Annotated in this window: 14 protein-coding genes; 9 read left to right on the top strand and 5 right to left on the bottom strand. The window is 66.2% G+C overall.

Annotation, left to right across the window (positions count from 1 at the left end; genetic code table 11):
• Positions 1–283 precede the first annotated feature (283 nt).
• The 9 genes from N7650_RS15745 to N7650_RS15705 are packed head-to-tail and all read left to right on the top strand — an operon-like array spanning position 284 to position 8,047.
• Positions 284–1,306 carry an aldolase catalytic domain-containing protein gene (locus tag N7650_RS15745; protein ID WP_279899021.1) on the top strand — a complete coding sequence of 341 codons (1,023 nt, stop codon included), beginning with the start codon at positions 284–286 and terminating at the stop codon, positions 1,304–1,306.
• Entirely contained in the window at positions 1,306–2,481 is a 1,176-nt protein-coding gene (locus N7650_RS15740; protein WP_279899020.1) for an isocitrate/isopropylmalate family dehydrogenase, read from the top strand. Before N7650_RS15745 ends, N7650_RS15740 begins: the two co-directional genes overlap by 1 nt.
• On the top strand, positions 2,478–3,182 hold the full coding sequence (locus N7650_RS15735) for an RraA family protein (protein ID WP_009404659.1): 705 nt from the start codon (positions 2,478–2,480) through the stop codon (positions 3,180–3,182). Before N7650_RS15740 ends, N7650_RS15735 begins: the two co-directional genes overlap by 4 nt.
• 41 nt (positions 3,183–3,223) lie before the next feature.
• Positions 3,224–4,390: an LLM class flavin-dependent oxidoreductase gene (locus tag N7650_RS15730; RefSeq protein ID WP_009404660.1), complete on the top strand. Its 1,167-nt coding sequence runs from the start codon at positions 3,224–3,226 to the stop codon at positions 4,388–4,390.
• A complete protein-coding gene (locus tag N7650_RS15725; protein WP_279899019.1) occupies positions 4,387–4,947 on the top strand; it encodes a flavin reductase family protein in 561 nt (186 codons plus the stop codon). Before N7650_RS15730 ends, N7650_RS15725 begins: the two co-directional genes overlap by 4 nt.
• A gap of 29 nt (positions 4,948–4,976) precedes the next feature.
• Positions 4,977–5,345 (top strand): antibiotic biosynthesis monooxygenase, encoded by a 369-nt coding sequence (locus N7650_RS15720; protein WP_279899018.1) that lies wholly within the window; start codon positions 4,977–4,979, stop codon positions 5,343–5,345.
• 55 nt (positions 5,346–5,400) lie between these two features.
• Complete coding sequence (locus tag N7650_RS15715) at positions 5,401–6,390, top strand: nitronate monooxygenase (protein WP_279899017.1); 990 nt, start codon at positions 5,401–5,403, stop codon at positions 6,388–6,390.
• A gap of 14 nt (positions 6,391–6,404) precedes the next feature.
• On the top strand, positions 6,405–7,184 hold the full coding sequence (locus N7650_RS15710; protein ID WP_279899016.1) for an alpha/beta hydrolase: 780 nt from the start codon (positions 6,405–6,407) through the stop codon (positions 7,182–7,184).
• Complete coding sequence (locus N7650_RS15705) at positions 7,181–8,047, top strand: DUF6282 family protein (RefSeq protein WP_279899015.1); 867 nt, start codon at positions 7,181–7,183, stop codon at positions 8,045–8,047. The genes N7650_RS15710 and N7650_RS15705 overlap by 4 nt, the downstream gene beginning before the upstream one ends.
• A 7-nt stretch (positions 8,048–8,054) precedes the next feature.
• On the opposite strand, the gene N7650_RS15700 is transcribed toward N7650_RS15705, so the two are convergent.
• The 5 genes from N7650_RS15700 to N7650_RS15680 all read right to left on the bottom strand — a co-directional run bounded on the left by N7650_RS15700 (position 8,055) and on the right by N7650_RS15680 (position 13,858).
• Positions 8,055–9,290: an OprD family porin gene (locus N7650_RS15700; RefSeq protein ID WP_279899060.1), complete on the bottom strand. Its 1,236-nt coding sequence runs from the start codon at positions 9,288–9,290 to the stop codon at positions 8,055–8,057.
• Positions 9,291–9,410: 120 nt separating this feature from the next.
• Positions 9,411–10,613, bottom strand: coding sequence for a benzoate/H(+) symporter BenE family transporter (locus N7650_RS15695; protein WP_279899014.1), 1,203 nt, complete (start codon positions 10,611–10,613; stop codon positions 9,411–9,413).
• Positions 10,614–10,749: 136 nt separating this feature from the next.
• Entirely contained in the window at positions 10,750–11,676 is a 927-nt protein-coding gene (gene catA / locus N7650_RS15690; protein ID WP_279899013.1) for a catechol 1,2-dioxygenase, read from the bottom strand.
• Between the two features lie 41 nt (positions 11,677–11,717).
• Positions 11,718–13,046: an MFS transporter gene (locus tag N7650_RS15685; protein WP_279899011.1), complete on the bottom strand. Its 1,329-nt coding sequence runs from the start codon at positions 13,044–13,046 to the stop codon at positions 11,718–11,720.
• Positions 13,047–13,096: 50 nt separating this feature from the next.
• Positions 13,097–13,858, bottom strand: coding sequence for a 1,6-dihydroxycyclohexa-2,4-diene-1-carboxylate dehydrogenase (locus tag N7650_RS15680; RefSeq protein WP_279899010.1), 762 nt, complete (start codon positions 13,856–13,858; stop codon positions 13,097–13,099).
• Between the last annotated feature and the right edge of the window lie 9 nt (positions 13,859–13,867).

The raw sequence follows: 13,867 nt of genomic DNA, 5'->3' as shown, positions 1-13,867 counted from the left end.
GCTGTTAAAAACAACCTGTTTACATACCCGGCTGTATTGTCCAGTATCGAACTTGGTCAGGCCTCTACAAAACCGCAAACGCCATGACTTCGCTGTATCACGTTGCTGCCACACTTCCATAATAATAAGCAAAGCGGCCATATGCATATAACGATACCTCTGCCGACGGATCGTTATATGCATTCGGTCGTACACGACATTGCTACTCCTGGTGACCTCGGTTTTATTCGAAGTAAAAGCGGCACACTTGCGTGCCTTCGAAACATGATAAGGGACTGTATTCATGAACCAGATAAAGATTATCGATGTCACGCTGCGTGACGGCGGCTACCGCAACAACTTCAACTTCACCGTGGACTACGCCCAGTCCGCCATATCGCAAATGATCGACGCCGGTATTCCCTATTGTGAAATCGGCTATCGCAACGGCCCCTTCGCGCCCAAGCGCGAACACGGCCTGACCAGCGCGGTGGACGCGCGCTACCTGGAGGCCCTGCAGGCCGCCGCCCAGGGCCGCATCGCCCTGTGCGTCATGGTGCATCCGCACAACGTCGACGCCAGCGACTTCCAGTTGCTGCGCGAGCACGGCGTATCGATGATCCGCGTATGCCTGCGCCGTGACCGCCTCGAGGACGGCCTGGCCACGCTGCGCCTGGCCAAGGCCCATGGCTTCCAGGTCAGCGCCAACATCACCCATGTCACCACCCTCGGCCCGGGGGAAATCTCCGACATGAGCCTGCGGGCGGAAAACGCCGGGGCAGACGTGCTGGTGTTCGCCGACTCGAACGGCAACATGATCCCGGCCGACGTCGATCGGCTGATCAGCCGCATTTCCAGCCGGGTCCTGATCCCGTTGGGCTTCCATGCCCACAACAACCTGTCCCTGGCCCTTTCCAACGCCATCGCCGCCATGGATGCCGGCGCCGAGTACATCGATGCCTCGGTGTGCGGCATGGGCAAAGGCGCCGGCAACCTGCACCTGGGCGTCTTCGTCGCCTACCTGCACCGTGCCGGGATCCGCAACGACTACGACCTGGCCAGCACCCTGCACCTGTCGCAGCACACCGCCGACACCGTGCCGGCCAGCAGCCTGCCGCTGTCGCTGACCGACCTGATGATGGGCACCTACAACATGCCCTTCGATGTTCAGCAACGCCTCGATGAAGTCATCCGCCTGCATAACCCGACTTCAACTTTCCATGCCTTGCAACTCCTTCATGAACAGGACAACAGCAAGGAACAACGGGTGATCAAACCTTTGTCGCGCGCTCAATCAGCGCCCCTTGCCAGCGGAGGAACCCTTTAATGAACCAGCGCCAGAAAGTTGCAGTATTGCCCGGCGACGGTATCGGCATCGAAGTAACCGAAGCGGTACTTCCCTTATTCGAAGCCTTGAATCTTCCGATTGACCTGAGTTTCGGCGACATCGGCTGGAGTTGCTGGCAGAAGGAAGGAAACTGCATTCCCGATAACACTTGGAAACTGATCGAGTCCAGTGATGCGACCTTATTGGGAGCGATCACCAGCAAACCCCTGCGCGAAGCCGAAGCGGAACTTCCAGAGGCACTTCGCGGGCGTGGAAAAGTGTATGTTTCGCCGGTGATCCAGTTGCGTCAGAAACTTGGCCTGTTCGCCAATGTGCGGCCGGTGACCGATGTGCTGGGCGATAACCGCTACCGCTTCTCGGTGATCCGCGAGAACACCGAGGGCCTGTACGCGGGGCTGGATTTCGCCAGCATTCCCGAGGCCTTCGCGCCGATTCTCGAGGAGCGCGAGCGCAACGGCGCGGCCTGGACCCGCGCCGGGCTGGACGACGCCACCATGACCGTGCGCCTGCAGACCCGCGCCGGGCTGACGCGCCTGTTCCGCTTCGCCTTCGAGCATGCCCGCGAGCAGGGGCATGACCGCGTCACCCTGGCGGACAAGCCCAACGTGCTGCGCTACAGCGGCGCGTTCGCCCGCGACATCCTGGAAACGGTCGCGGCGGACTACCCCGACATCGGCTTCGCCATCGACAACGTCGATGCCGTCGCCCTGTGGATGGTGCGCCGCCCCGAGCGCTTCGGCGTGGTGGTGGCGGAAAACATGTTCGGCGACATCCTCTCCGACCTCGGTGCCGGCGTGATGGGCGGCCTGGGCCTGGCGCCCAGCGCCAACATCGGCGCCCAGGGTGCCTATTTCGAGCCGGTGCATGGCAGCGCGCCCGCCTATGCCGGGCAGAACCGGGCCAACCCGAGCGCGATGTTCCTCACCGTCGCCCTGTTGCTCGAACACCTGGGCCATGCCCAGGCCGCCCTGGCGATTCGCAACGCCGTGGCCCAGGTGGCACGCAGCGCCTGCCGCACCTACGACCTGGGCGGCACCGCCAACACCTTCGAGGTGGCAACGGTGATCGTCCGCCAGACCCTCGAATGGGCCGCGAAGCTCGACGCCGGCGCCAGCCGCACCCCGCACACCGTGAACACAGGAGCCCACGCATGAACGCAATCACGTCGCCCGTCCGCCAGGACCCTGCCCTGCTCAAGGCCTGCGAAGCGCTGGATACCGCCAGCCTGTCGGATGCCCTCGACAGCCTGGGCATCTCCGGCGGCCTGGCCGGCTTGCACCAGCAAGTCCCCGGCACCCGCTGCGTCGGCTTTGCCTACACCGTGCTGTACGAACCGGTGCAGGAACGCAGCGGCTTCAGGAACGCCGCCAACTACATCGACGACGTGCCGTCCGATGCGGTCATCGTTTCCAGCAATCCCGGACGCACCGATTGCACCACCTGGGGCGACATCCTCACCCACGTGGCGGTCAGCCGCGGCATCCGCGGCACGCTGATCGACGGCGCGGCGCGGGACATCGACACCGTCCAGCGCCTGGGCTACCCGCTGTTCAGCCGTGCGCGCTTCATGCAGTCGGCGAAGAACCGTGTGCAGCTCAAGGCTGCCCAGGTGCCGGTGCAGGTGTCGGGGGTGACGGTCCACCCGGGCGACCTGGTGGTCTGCGACAGCAGCGGCTGCCTGGTGATCCCCGCCGGCCAGGCCGAAGAGGTGATCCGCCGCGCCCGGGCCGTGGAGCAGACCGAGCGCGACATCATCCAGAGCGTCAACGAAGGCTATTCCCTGGAACAGGCCCGCGCCCTGCACCGCTATGACCAGCCCTGGCTCTCCAGCGGCGAAAAACGCACCAGCGCCTGAGTCGCGAACCCTTCCATTTTTCTTGCAGCGAGTACGTAGACATGACCAATGCAACCCCGTCCATCCGCAAGCCAAACCCGGTGCGCGACAGCAAGAACAAGATCAAGCTTGGCGTCTTCGGCTTCAACATCGAAGGCGGCTGCACCCTGACCAGCGCCCCGGAACGCCACCGTGCCGCAGACTGGCAAAGCAACCTGGCAATCGCCACCCTGGCCGACCGCGCCGGCCTCGAACTGCTGCTGCCGGTGGGCCGCTGGCGTGGCTGGGAAGGCGCCAGCAACCCCATGGGCGTTTCCTACGAAACCTACACCTGGGCCGCCGGCCTGGCCTCGGTCACCGAGCAGATCGCGCTGTTCACCACCTCGCACCTGTCCACCGTGCACCCGCTGTTCGCCGCCAAGCAGGCAGCGACCATCGACCATATCAGCGGCGGTCGTTTCGGCCTGAACATGATCTGCGGCTGGTTCGGCCAGGAAATGGGCATGTTCAACGGCCACCAGCGCGACCACGACAAACGCTACGACCACGCCGACGAGTGGATCGAGATCGCCAAGACCGCCTGGCAAGCCAACGGCTACTTCGACTACGAGGGCGAGTTCTTCAACGTCAAGCAAGGCTATTCCGAACCCAAGCCGCTGAACCGGCCGTTCCTGATGAACGCCGGCGGCTCGGCGCGGGGCAAGCAGTTCTGTGCCACCCATTGCGATGCCGCGTTCCTGATCCTCAAGCACGAGGACGATGACGACACCATCCGCGCGCAGATCCAGGGCTACCGCGACCTGGCCCGCGAGCAGGGCCGCGACCTGCAGATCTGGGTGTATGCCTATGTGGTCCACGAGGACACCCTGGAGCAGGCCCACGAGCAGCTCGACTACTACGTGACCCGGCATGGCGACGACGCCGCGCTGGACAACGTGACCCGCGAGATCGGCGTGCAGAGCGGCATGTTCAAGGACGAAGAGGATGCCGAGCGCTTCCGCTTCCATTTCAAGGCAGGCTTCGCCGGCGTGCCGCTGGTGGGCACCGCGCCGATGATCGTCGAGCAGATGCAACGCTGGTCCGACCTGGGCGTGGACGGCATCAACCTGACGTGGCTGGACTACCAGCGCGGCCTGCAACGTTTCGTCAAGGAAGTCCTGCCGCTGATGGAACAGGCCGGACAGCGCGCCCCGTACAAACCGGGCCGGATCATGGAGGCGGTGGCATGAGCGGATACCCACAGGCCCAGGCCGTTGCCGGTGCGCTCGCGCACCTGCCGGTCGACGGCGAGGACGATGCCCTCGAACTCGCCGATCGCTTCAAGAGCGCCATGCGCCGGCTGACCTCGAGCGTGGCGATCATCGCCAGCCGCGACGGCGACGACCCGGTGGGCATGATCGCCACGGCGGTTGTCTCGGTCAGCACCACGCCGCCGGCGCTGCTGATCTGCGTCAACCGCTCGGCCAGCCTGCACAGCCCGCTGACCCTCTCCGGGCGCTTCAGCGTCAACCTGCTGAGCGCCCGCCACAGCCATCTGGTGCCGGTGTTTGCCGGCCAGGTCAAGGGTCCGGAGCGCTTCGCCCATGGCCACTGGGAAGACATCCAGGGCCTGCCCTGCCTGGCGGATGCGCAATCGAGCCTGGTCTGCACCCTGGACCGACGCGTCGACTATGGCTCCCACGACGTGATCATCGGCCGCGTCGACGAAGTGCGCTTCGCAGAATCCATCAACCCCCTGCTTTGGGAAAACGGCAGCCCGGCGATCTCCGCCCGGCTGGCGCAATGAACCTTCACACCTATCAAGGAGCGACACCCATGACCCAGATCGAACAGTTCCAGGCCCCGCAACCGGGCGAAGACCAGGCCATCTTCCTGGTGAACGTGGTGCACGTGAACCCTGGCCAGCAGGATGCTGCCCTGCAGGTACTGCGCGACACCGTGCAGTACGTGGCGCGCACCTACCCGGCCTTCCAGTGGAGCCGGCTGTACAAAAGCACCGACGGCAAGACCGTGATCAACCAAGCGCAATGGAGCAGCCAGGACGCCTTCGATTCGCTGTTCCACGACGATGAGTTCCTGTCCCGCTACAACGGCCTGAAGAACACCGGCACCTGGGAGTTCCACCTTTACCACGTCAGCGACTACATCCCGCAGGCGCTGACCGTGGCTGCCCTCGCCGAGTGACGGACCGACCCGGGCGGCAGGCACGGCCTGCCGCCACCTCAACAGGAGCGTTGACATGACTGATCTCGATACCCGTATTACCCGAAGCCTGAACATCCGCAATCCGATCATCCTCGCCCCCATGGGCGGCGCCTCCGGGGCCAGGCTGGCCAGCGCGGTGTCGCGGGCCGGCGGCCTGGGCCTGGTCGGCGCCAGCTACGGCGACGAACAATGGATGCGCACCGAACTGGCCCCCATGCGCGAACTGGAACAGCCCTGGGGCGTCGGCCTGGTGATGTTCACCGTGGCCCGCAACATGGCCCTGCTGGACCTGGCCCTGGACTATCGCCCCGACGTCGTTGCCCTGTCGTTCGGCAACCCGGCGGACTTTATCCCGACCATCCACCGCGGCGGCGCCAAGGCCATCGTGCAGATCCACGAGCTGGACCAGGCTCGCGCCGCCGTGGATGCCGGCGCCGACGCGCTGATCGTGCAGGGCGCCGAAGCCGGTGGACACAGCCTGCGCCGCGGCCTGCTGCCGTTGCTGCCCGCGGTGCAGGACCTGGTCGGCGACCGGGTGCCGCTGATCGCCGCTGGCGGCATCGCCGACGGCCGTGGCGTGGCCGCGGCCCTGGTGCTGGGCGCCGATGGCGTGATGCTCGGCACCCGCTTCCTGGCCTCCGAGGAAGCCCTGCCTTCGGATGCCTTCAAGCGCCGGCTGATCGAGTCTGCCACCTCCGACACCGTGCGCACGCGGATCTTCGACCGCGTGCGTGGCATCGAATGGCCCGAGCAGTACAGCGGCCGGGCCATCGCCAACCGCTTCTCGGACGCCTGGCTGGGGCGTGACGAAGCGCTGGCCGAAGCGCCGGAGTCGGTGCGCCAGGACTACGCCCGGGCCGTGCTCGCCGACGACCTCGAACAGCGGGTGATCTGGGCTGGCGAGGTGCTGGACCTGGTCGGCGACATCAAGCCCGCGCGGCAGATCGTCAGCGACCTGCTGGAAGACACCACCCGCATCCTGCGCAACGGTCAGCGACTGTTGGTGCTGGACAAGATCGCCTGAGCGCGGAGGCCATGATGACGCAACGCTCAACCGCTACAAGCCGGCAATGGGGCGATGGCAGCCTGCTGGCGGTGGTCATGTCGCCGGTCATGCCGGTGTGGGATGAAGGCCGGTTCTTCGAGCCGATGATCGCGCCGCTGGTCAAGGCCGGCTACCGGGTACTGGTGTTCGACACCCTGTCGCTGCTGGACGACGAGGACGAATCGCTGCCGGCGTTCGCCCAACGCTGGCACGCGGAACTGACGACGCTGGGGCACATCGACCTGCTCGCCGGCTCGGCCCTGGGCGGCGCGCTGGTGCAGAGCCTGCTCGGCCTGCCCATCGGCCAGCAGATCGGCAAGGTGCTGCTGCTGTCCTCGCCTGCACTGGCCGACGGCATCCTCGACGGCCGCCTCGGGCGGATGGCCGACCTGGCCCAGCTCGGCGAGCTCGAGCGGGCCCTGCAACTGCTCGATGAATGGGTGCAGCCGGCCTCGCGGATACAACCCAGCGCGCCGATCAAGGTCGATCCGGCCAGTGCCGCGCTGCAGGCCCGGCGCCTGCACCTGGGCTTCCGCCTGCTCAACCGCCTCGATGTGCGCCAGGCCAGCGAAGCCTTCGGCGGCAGCTTGCTGACGGTCTACGGCGAGCAATCGCAACTGGTGCGCAGCATCAACGTGCACACCCATGCGCGGGCGCGCCACCATCGCCTGGCCATTCCCGGTGGCGGCATGCGTCCGCTGCTCGATGCGCCGGGGCTGGTCCTGCGCAGCGTGCGCGAGCACCTGGGCATCGACCTGGAGGTGGCCGCATGAATCCCACGCCAAGCCTGCTCGACGCCGAATTCATCGATGTGCACTATCACGCCGGCCCCGACGCCTTTGTCCGGCGTCACGGGGTGATCGAGGCCAGTCGGCGCTACGCCGCGCTGAACGGCTGGGTGGTGTTGAAGAATCACCTGGGCTGCACCGCCGCCCAGGCCTGGGAGGCCCGCCAGGAGGGTTTCCCGGTGTCCGGCTCGGTGGTGCTCAACGAGATTGCCGGCGGCATCGACTTCCGTGTGGTCCAGCGTTCGCTCTGCCAGCACGGCGACAGCGACGCCCGGCTGATCGTGCACCTGCCGACCGTCACCGGCCGCGCCCACCAGTCGCGGCTCAAGCGCAACAGCGCGCACTGGATCCTCGACGAGCATCCGATCAAGCCGCTGACCGTCAGCCACGAAGGCCGCCTCAACGCCCAGACCCTGGACGTGCTGCGCATGGCGCGGGACTACCCCATCGTCATTTCCAGCGGCCATGCCGACGCCCATGAGGTGCGCCTGCTGATCGAGGCGGCGCAGCAACTGGAGGTACCCCGGCTGATGCTCAACCAGCCGGCCAACCCGCTCACCGGCCTCGATGCCGAGGCCCTGCTAGAGCTGGCCCGGGCGCCCATGGTGTACACCGAGCAGACCGCCCTCACCTACCTGCTCGGCTACCAGGGCTGGGATGACTTCGCCAGGGTGCTGCGCGAAGTGCCCCGCGCGCTCTACAGCTCCGACCTGGGCCAGACCTCGCAGCCGGACATCGAGCAATGGCAGGTGGACAGCCTGCTGTGGTTCGAGCGCATGGGGCTCGATCGCAAGCGGGCGTTGCAGGTCGGTCGCGGGCATGCCCGGGAGATGCTGAAACTGGCGTAGCCTGCCTTCAGAGCAACTTCCAGGTGTAGGTGAAGATCAACCGGTTCTCGTCGATGTCGCTGCGGTAGTTGGAACGGGCCACGGCATTGCGCACGCGAATGCCGAGGCCCCCCAGCACGCCGCTCTGCACCACATAGGCGATATCCAGGTCGCGCTCGCGGTCCTTGCCTTCGAAACCGCGCCCGGTATCGACGTTGTCGCCAGTGATATAGCGCACCCCGGCAGTCAGGCCGGGAACGCCCATGGCGGCAAAGTCGTAGTCGTAGCGCGCCTGCCAGGAACGCTCGTCGGTGTAGGCGAACTCGTAGGTCGGCACTTCGTTGCCCAGCGGGGTGATGTTGGCGAATACCCGCGGGAACGGGCTGTCGCCGTACATGGCCTGGTAGCCGATGTAGAAGGTATGGCCGCCGCGCTTGGCCGAGAGCAGCGAGAACAGCGCCTGGTTGTCGATGTTGCCGAGCAGCGCATCACCGTCTTCGCGCGCCGTGTAATAACCGAGGTTGGCGCCCAGCACCCAGTCGCCCAGCGGCTGCGAATGCTTGAGGCCGAGGAAACCCTGCTCATAGATGTCTTCGAGCTGGCCGTACCACAGGCTCGCCGTGGTGCGGTTGCCGTTGAAGGCGTAGTCGGCACCGGCAAAGTTGAACCCATCGCTTTGCGCCTGGCGCTGCGGCACGTGGCCGAGCATGGCGGACATCTTGCCGTCGCCGCTTTCATTGCGCAGGTGGGTGGACTTGAGGTGGCCGGCCTGCAAGGTCAGCCCGTCGATTTCCGCCGAACTGACGGCCACGCCCTGGTAGGTCGGCGGCAACAGGCGGATATCGCTGAAGGCCAGCACCGGCAGGTTGGGCTGCAGCTCGCCGAACTTCAGCTCGGTCTTCGACAGCCGCGCCTTGAGGGTCAGGCCCAGGCGACTGTAGTTGTCGGCCGCCTCGCCGTCTTCCTGCACCGGCAGCAGGCCGGTGTTGGCGCGGTCCGGGCTGCTGTCGAGCTTGACCCCGAGCAGGCCGATGGCATCCACGCCGAAGCCGACGGTGCCCGGGGTATAGCCGGACTTGAAGGTGAGGATGAAGCCTTGGGCCCACTCCTCGGCCTTCGACTGCCGGTTGGCCCCGACGATGTCGGAGAAGTCGCGGCTGAAGTAGTAGTTGCGGGTGGTCAGGGTGGCGGTGGAATCCTTGAAGAAGTCCGCCTCGGCCGCCATCAGCGACGGGCTGGCAACGGCCAGGCCAAGCGGCAGCATGACTCGGGTAGCGCAAGGTGCATGTTTCATCGGGAAGCTCTCTGATCTTGTTTTTATTGGGGTGCAGCTTTCCAGGCGGCGGTCCGGTGAGGCCGCTGCCGTTGGTGTGGAACGGGTGGATCAGTGGCTGCGGCGCAAGGCAGCCTCGCGGCTGGATGGACGCCGCAGCGCCAGCAGGAAGTGGGTCGCCAGGCCGAATAGCAGGCCCCAGAACGCCGCCGACAGCCCCAGGAAGGACACGCCCGAAGCGGTGACCAGGAAGGTGAACAACCCGGCATCGCGCTCCTTGGGTTCGGCCAGGCTGCGGGCCAGGGCCTCGCTGATCGCGCCATACAGCGCCAACCCTGCCAGCGCCGCGATCAACTCTGCCGGAAAGGCAGCGAACAGCGAGACCAGGGTCGCCCCGGCAATGCCGAACAGCAGGTACAGCGCACAGCCGGACAAGGCCGCGATATAGCGCCGGCGCGGGTCGTCATGGGCCTCGCGCCCGGTACACAGGCTGGCGGTGACGGCGGCCAGGTTCAGGCCATGGCAACCGAACGGCGCCAGCACGCCGCCCACCAGCGCACTGCTGCTGATGATCGGGCTGGCCGGGGTCTGGTAGCCGGCGTTGCGCAACACCGCCATGCCCGGCATGAACTGCCCGGTCAGCGACACCAGCACCAGCGGCAGGGCCAGGTTGAGCACGGCCGACAGGCTGAATTGCGGGGTGATCCACTGCGGCGTGGCGACATCGAAGACCAGCGCCTCGCTATGGAAATGCCCGCCGGACAGGGTGATGCCGACGCCCACCAGCAATACCGCCGCCACCGAGTAGCGCGGCCACAGCCGGCGCATCGTCACGTAGGTGACGAACATCCCCAGTACCAGCGCCGGTTGCGCCGGCAGGGCCTTGAAAACTTCAATGCCGAAGCTGAACAGGATGCCCGCCTGCATCCCGGCGGCAATCGAACCCGGCAGGCGGGCGATAAGGCGGTCGAAGGCACCGCTCAGGCCGATCGCCAGCAACACCAGGTTGGTCACCAGGTAGGCGCCGATGGCCTGGTTCAGGCCGATCTGCGGCAAGGCGGTGACCAGCAGCGCCGAACCCGGGATCGACCAGGCGATCACCACCGGCACCCGGTAGCGCAGGCTGAGCACGGCACCGAGCACGGCACTGCCGACGGAAATCGCCCAGACCCAGGACGACAGCAGCTCGTGGGACAACCCCGCGCTTTGCGCCGCATGGAACACCAGCACCAGCGGGCCGGCGTAGGAAATCAGCGTGGCGATCATCCCGGCCACCAGGGCGGACAGCGAACAATCCTTGAAAAGGTCTTTCATGGGACCTCACTTGGGCCATTTTTGGGGCTGCTACGGGGACCTTGTGGGAGCGGGTTCACCCGCGATTGCTATGGTGAGTTCACTACTGCAATCGCGGGTAAACCCGCTCCCACAGGGATCGCGCTCGCCTGTGGGGTCAGGCTTCCTGCAGGGCACGAGGACGCTTGCTGCGTACCTCGGCAGCCGCATCCGGCGCGGCTTGCAGCTGGAAGTCGAAGCTCAGTTCGGCATAACGCCCCGGTACACCACGGGCGCCGTCCTCGTGGAAGCGCACCTCGCCCACCAGGCCCTCGCGGGTGGCATAGGCGAAGTCGTCCCACAGGTATTTGTCGCCGGACAGGTTGATCTGGGTGGTCAGGTGGCGATAACCCGGGGCCGAGATGAAGAAGTGCACATGGGCCGGACGCTGGCCGTGGCGGCCGAGCTGGTCCAGGCATTCCTGGGTCGGGCCCTGGGGGTCGCAGCCGTAGCCGGAGGGCACGATGCTGCGGGCGCGATAGCGGCCTTCGGCGTCGGTGACGATACGGCGGCGCAGGTTGTACTCGGACTGGCCCGGGTCGAAGAACGAATAGGTGCCCTGGGTGTTGGCATGCCACAGGTCGACGATGGCACCGGCCACCGGCTTGCCGTGTGGGTCGAGCACCTGGCCGTCGAGGAACATCGGCACGGCAACGCCCTCCTCGCTGCCATCGTCCATGCGCGTCTCGCCCTGGGCGATCGGCGCCCCGGCCACGTACAGCGGGCCTTCGATGGTACGCGGGGTGCCACCGGTCAGCCCCGCGTGGGCGTCCTTGGCATCCTGCAGCAGGTCGAGGAAATGCTCGATACCCAGGCCCGCCACCAGCAGGCCGGCTTCATTGCGCCCGCCAAGACGGTTGAGGTAATCGACGCTCTTCCAGAATTCGTCCTCGGTGATCTCCAGGTCCTCGACGATCCGCGCCACGTCCTGCAGTACCCGCAGCATGATGCGTTTCAGGCGCGGGCTGCCCTCGTCGTTACCTAGGCCGGCGGCCTCTTCGAAGAACTTCTGTACCTCGGCAGTGTGGGAAATCTTCACGGTCATGCTGTTCACCTCTTGTTATCGATGGGTATCGCGGGGTGCCTTCAAACCGCCGGGGCAGCCGCCAGGGCCTGGCGCTTGCCGCTGAGCACATGGATGGTCATGGCCAGGGCGGCGACCGCGCCGGGAATGGCGAAGGCAATGAAATTCAGTTGCAGCGGCAGGTTGATGCCCATCAGCGCCCCGCCCAGCAGCGGGCCGACGATGGCGCCGTTGCGGCCGATGCCCGAGGCCCAGCCCAGGCCGGTGGAGCGGATCGACAGGCCGTAGAGCTGGGCGGCGCCGGCGTACAGGAGGATCTGGGTACCGATGGTGGTGGCGCCGGCGATGAAGATCAGCAGGTAGAGCACCGGCATCGGGCTGTTGACCCCAAGCAGGCTGATCGAAGCCGCCGCCGCGAGGAAGAAGGCGATCTTGACCTTGACCAGGTTGTAACGGTCGCCCAGCCAGCCACCGAGAATGGCCCCGGCCATGCCGCCGAAGTTCAGCGCCAGCAGGAACGACAGGCTCGACCCCAGGCTGTAGCCGGCGCTGGCCATCAGCTTCGGCAGCCAGGAACTCAGGGCGTAGACCATCAGCAGGCAGCAGAAGAACGCTACCCACACCGACAGGGTGCGCACCGCCAGGCCGCCACGGAACAGTTCCAGGACCGAGACGCCCTTGCCCTTGTTGTCGTGGGCCTGCAGCATATCTTCAGCCTTCGGATCACACGCCGGATCGAGGCGCTTGAGCAGGGCCCTGGCCTGTTCGAACCGCCCCTGGCGTACCAGGAAACCGATCGACTCCGGCAGGTAGTAAAGGATCACCGGCAGCAGCAACAACGGGATGGCCGCGGCGAAGAACATCGACTCCCAGCCGAAGCGCGGCAGCATGTAGATGCCGATCCCTGCCGAGAGCATGCCGCCCACCGAGTAGCCGCTGAACATGATCGCCACCAGGGTGCTGCGCAGGCGCTTGGGCGCATATTCGTTCATCAGCGCCACGGCATTGGGCATCAGGCCACCGCAGCCGAGGCCGGCGAAGAAGCGATAGATGCCGAACTCGGTGGGGCTGCTGGCAAAGCCGTTGAGCAGGGTCGCGGTGGAGAACAGGGCGAAGCAGATGGCAATGCCCTTCTTGCGCCCGATCCTGTCGGCCAGGCTGCCAAAGGCCAGGGCGCCGAACATCATGCCGAACAAGGCGTAGCTGCCGAGGGCACCGGCCTGCAACGGGGTCAGGCCCCACTCCTTCATCAATACCGGCAGGACCACGCCATAGATGAACAGGTCGTAGCCGTCGAAGATCAGCAGCAGGGCGCACCAGCACATCACCATCCAGTGAAAGCGGGTAAAGGGCGCCTGGTCGATGACCTGGTGAACGTCGATTTTTCGCATGGCATCCATCTCTTGTTTTTGTTGTTGTAGAAACCGTGTCGGCGCAGGGGTCAACCGAGGTCGCCACCGCCTACGGGGAGAATCGTTCCGGTGATATAGGAGGCTTCGTCGGAGGCCAGGAAGAGGATCGCGCCGACCTGTTCGTCGAGGGTGCCGTAGCGCTTCATCAGGCTGCTGTCGATCGTCTGGTCGACGATCTGCCGGTACCAGCCCTGCTCCTGCTCGCTCTGCTGCGCGGCGTTGCGCGGAATGCGCCGTGGCGGCGCCTCGGTGCCGCCGGGGGCGGTGGCGTTGACGCGAATGCCGCGTCCGGCGTTCTCGAAGGCCAGGCAGGCGGTCAGGGCATTCACCCCGCCCTTGGCCGCGCCGTAGGGCACGCGGTTGACCCCGCGGGTGGCGATGGACGAGACATTGACGATCGCCCCCCTGCCCTGCTCCAGCATGTACGGCAACGCCGCATGGCAGCACCACAAGGTGGGGAACAGCGAGCGGCGCACTTCGGCCTCGATCTCGTGCTCCTGGTAATGCTCGAACGGCTTGGCCCAGATGGTCCCGCCGACGTTGTTGACGAGCACGTCGAGACGGCCGAAGCGTTCGACCGCCGCCGCCATCACCCGCTGGCAATCGGCGTAGTGTTCCAGGTCGGCGGTCAGGGCCAGCAAGGTCTCGCCCTGTTCCAGCTCGAACACCAGCTCGGAGCGGTCCACGGCGATCACCCGGGCGCCCTCGGCCAGCAAGCGCTCGACCACGCGGCGGCCGATGCCCTGGGCGGCGCCGGTCACCAGCGCGATCTTGTCGTCGAATCTGTTCATTGCGACCTC

The sequence above is a fragment of the Pseudomonas sp. GD04058 genome, from assembly GCF_029836855.1.
Lineage (GTDB): Bacteria > Pseudomonadota > Gammaproteobacteria > Pseudomonadales > Pseudomonadaceae > Aquipseudomonas > Aquipseudomonas bharatica.
The sequence above is the reverse complement of the archived record's forward strand: the minus strand, read 5'-3'. Positions and strand labels throughout refer to the sequence as shown.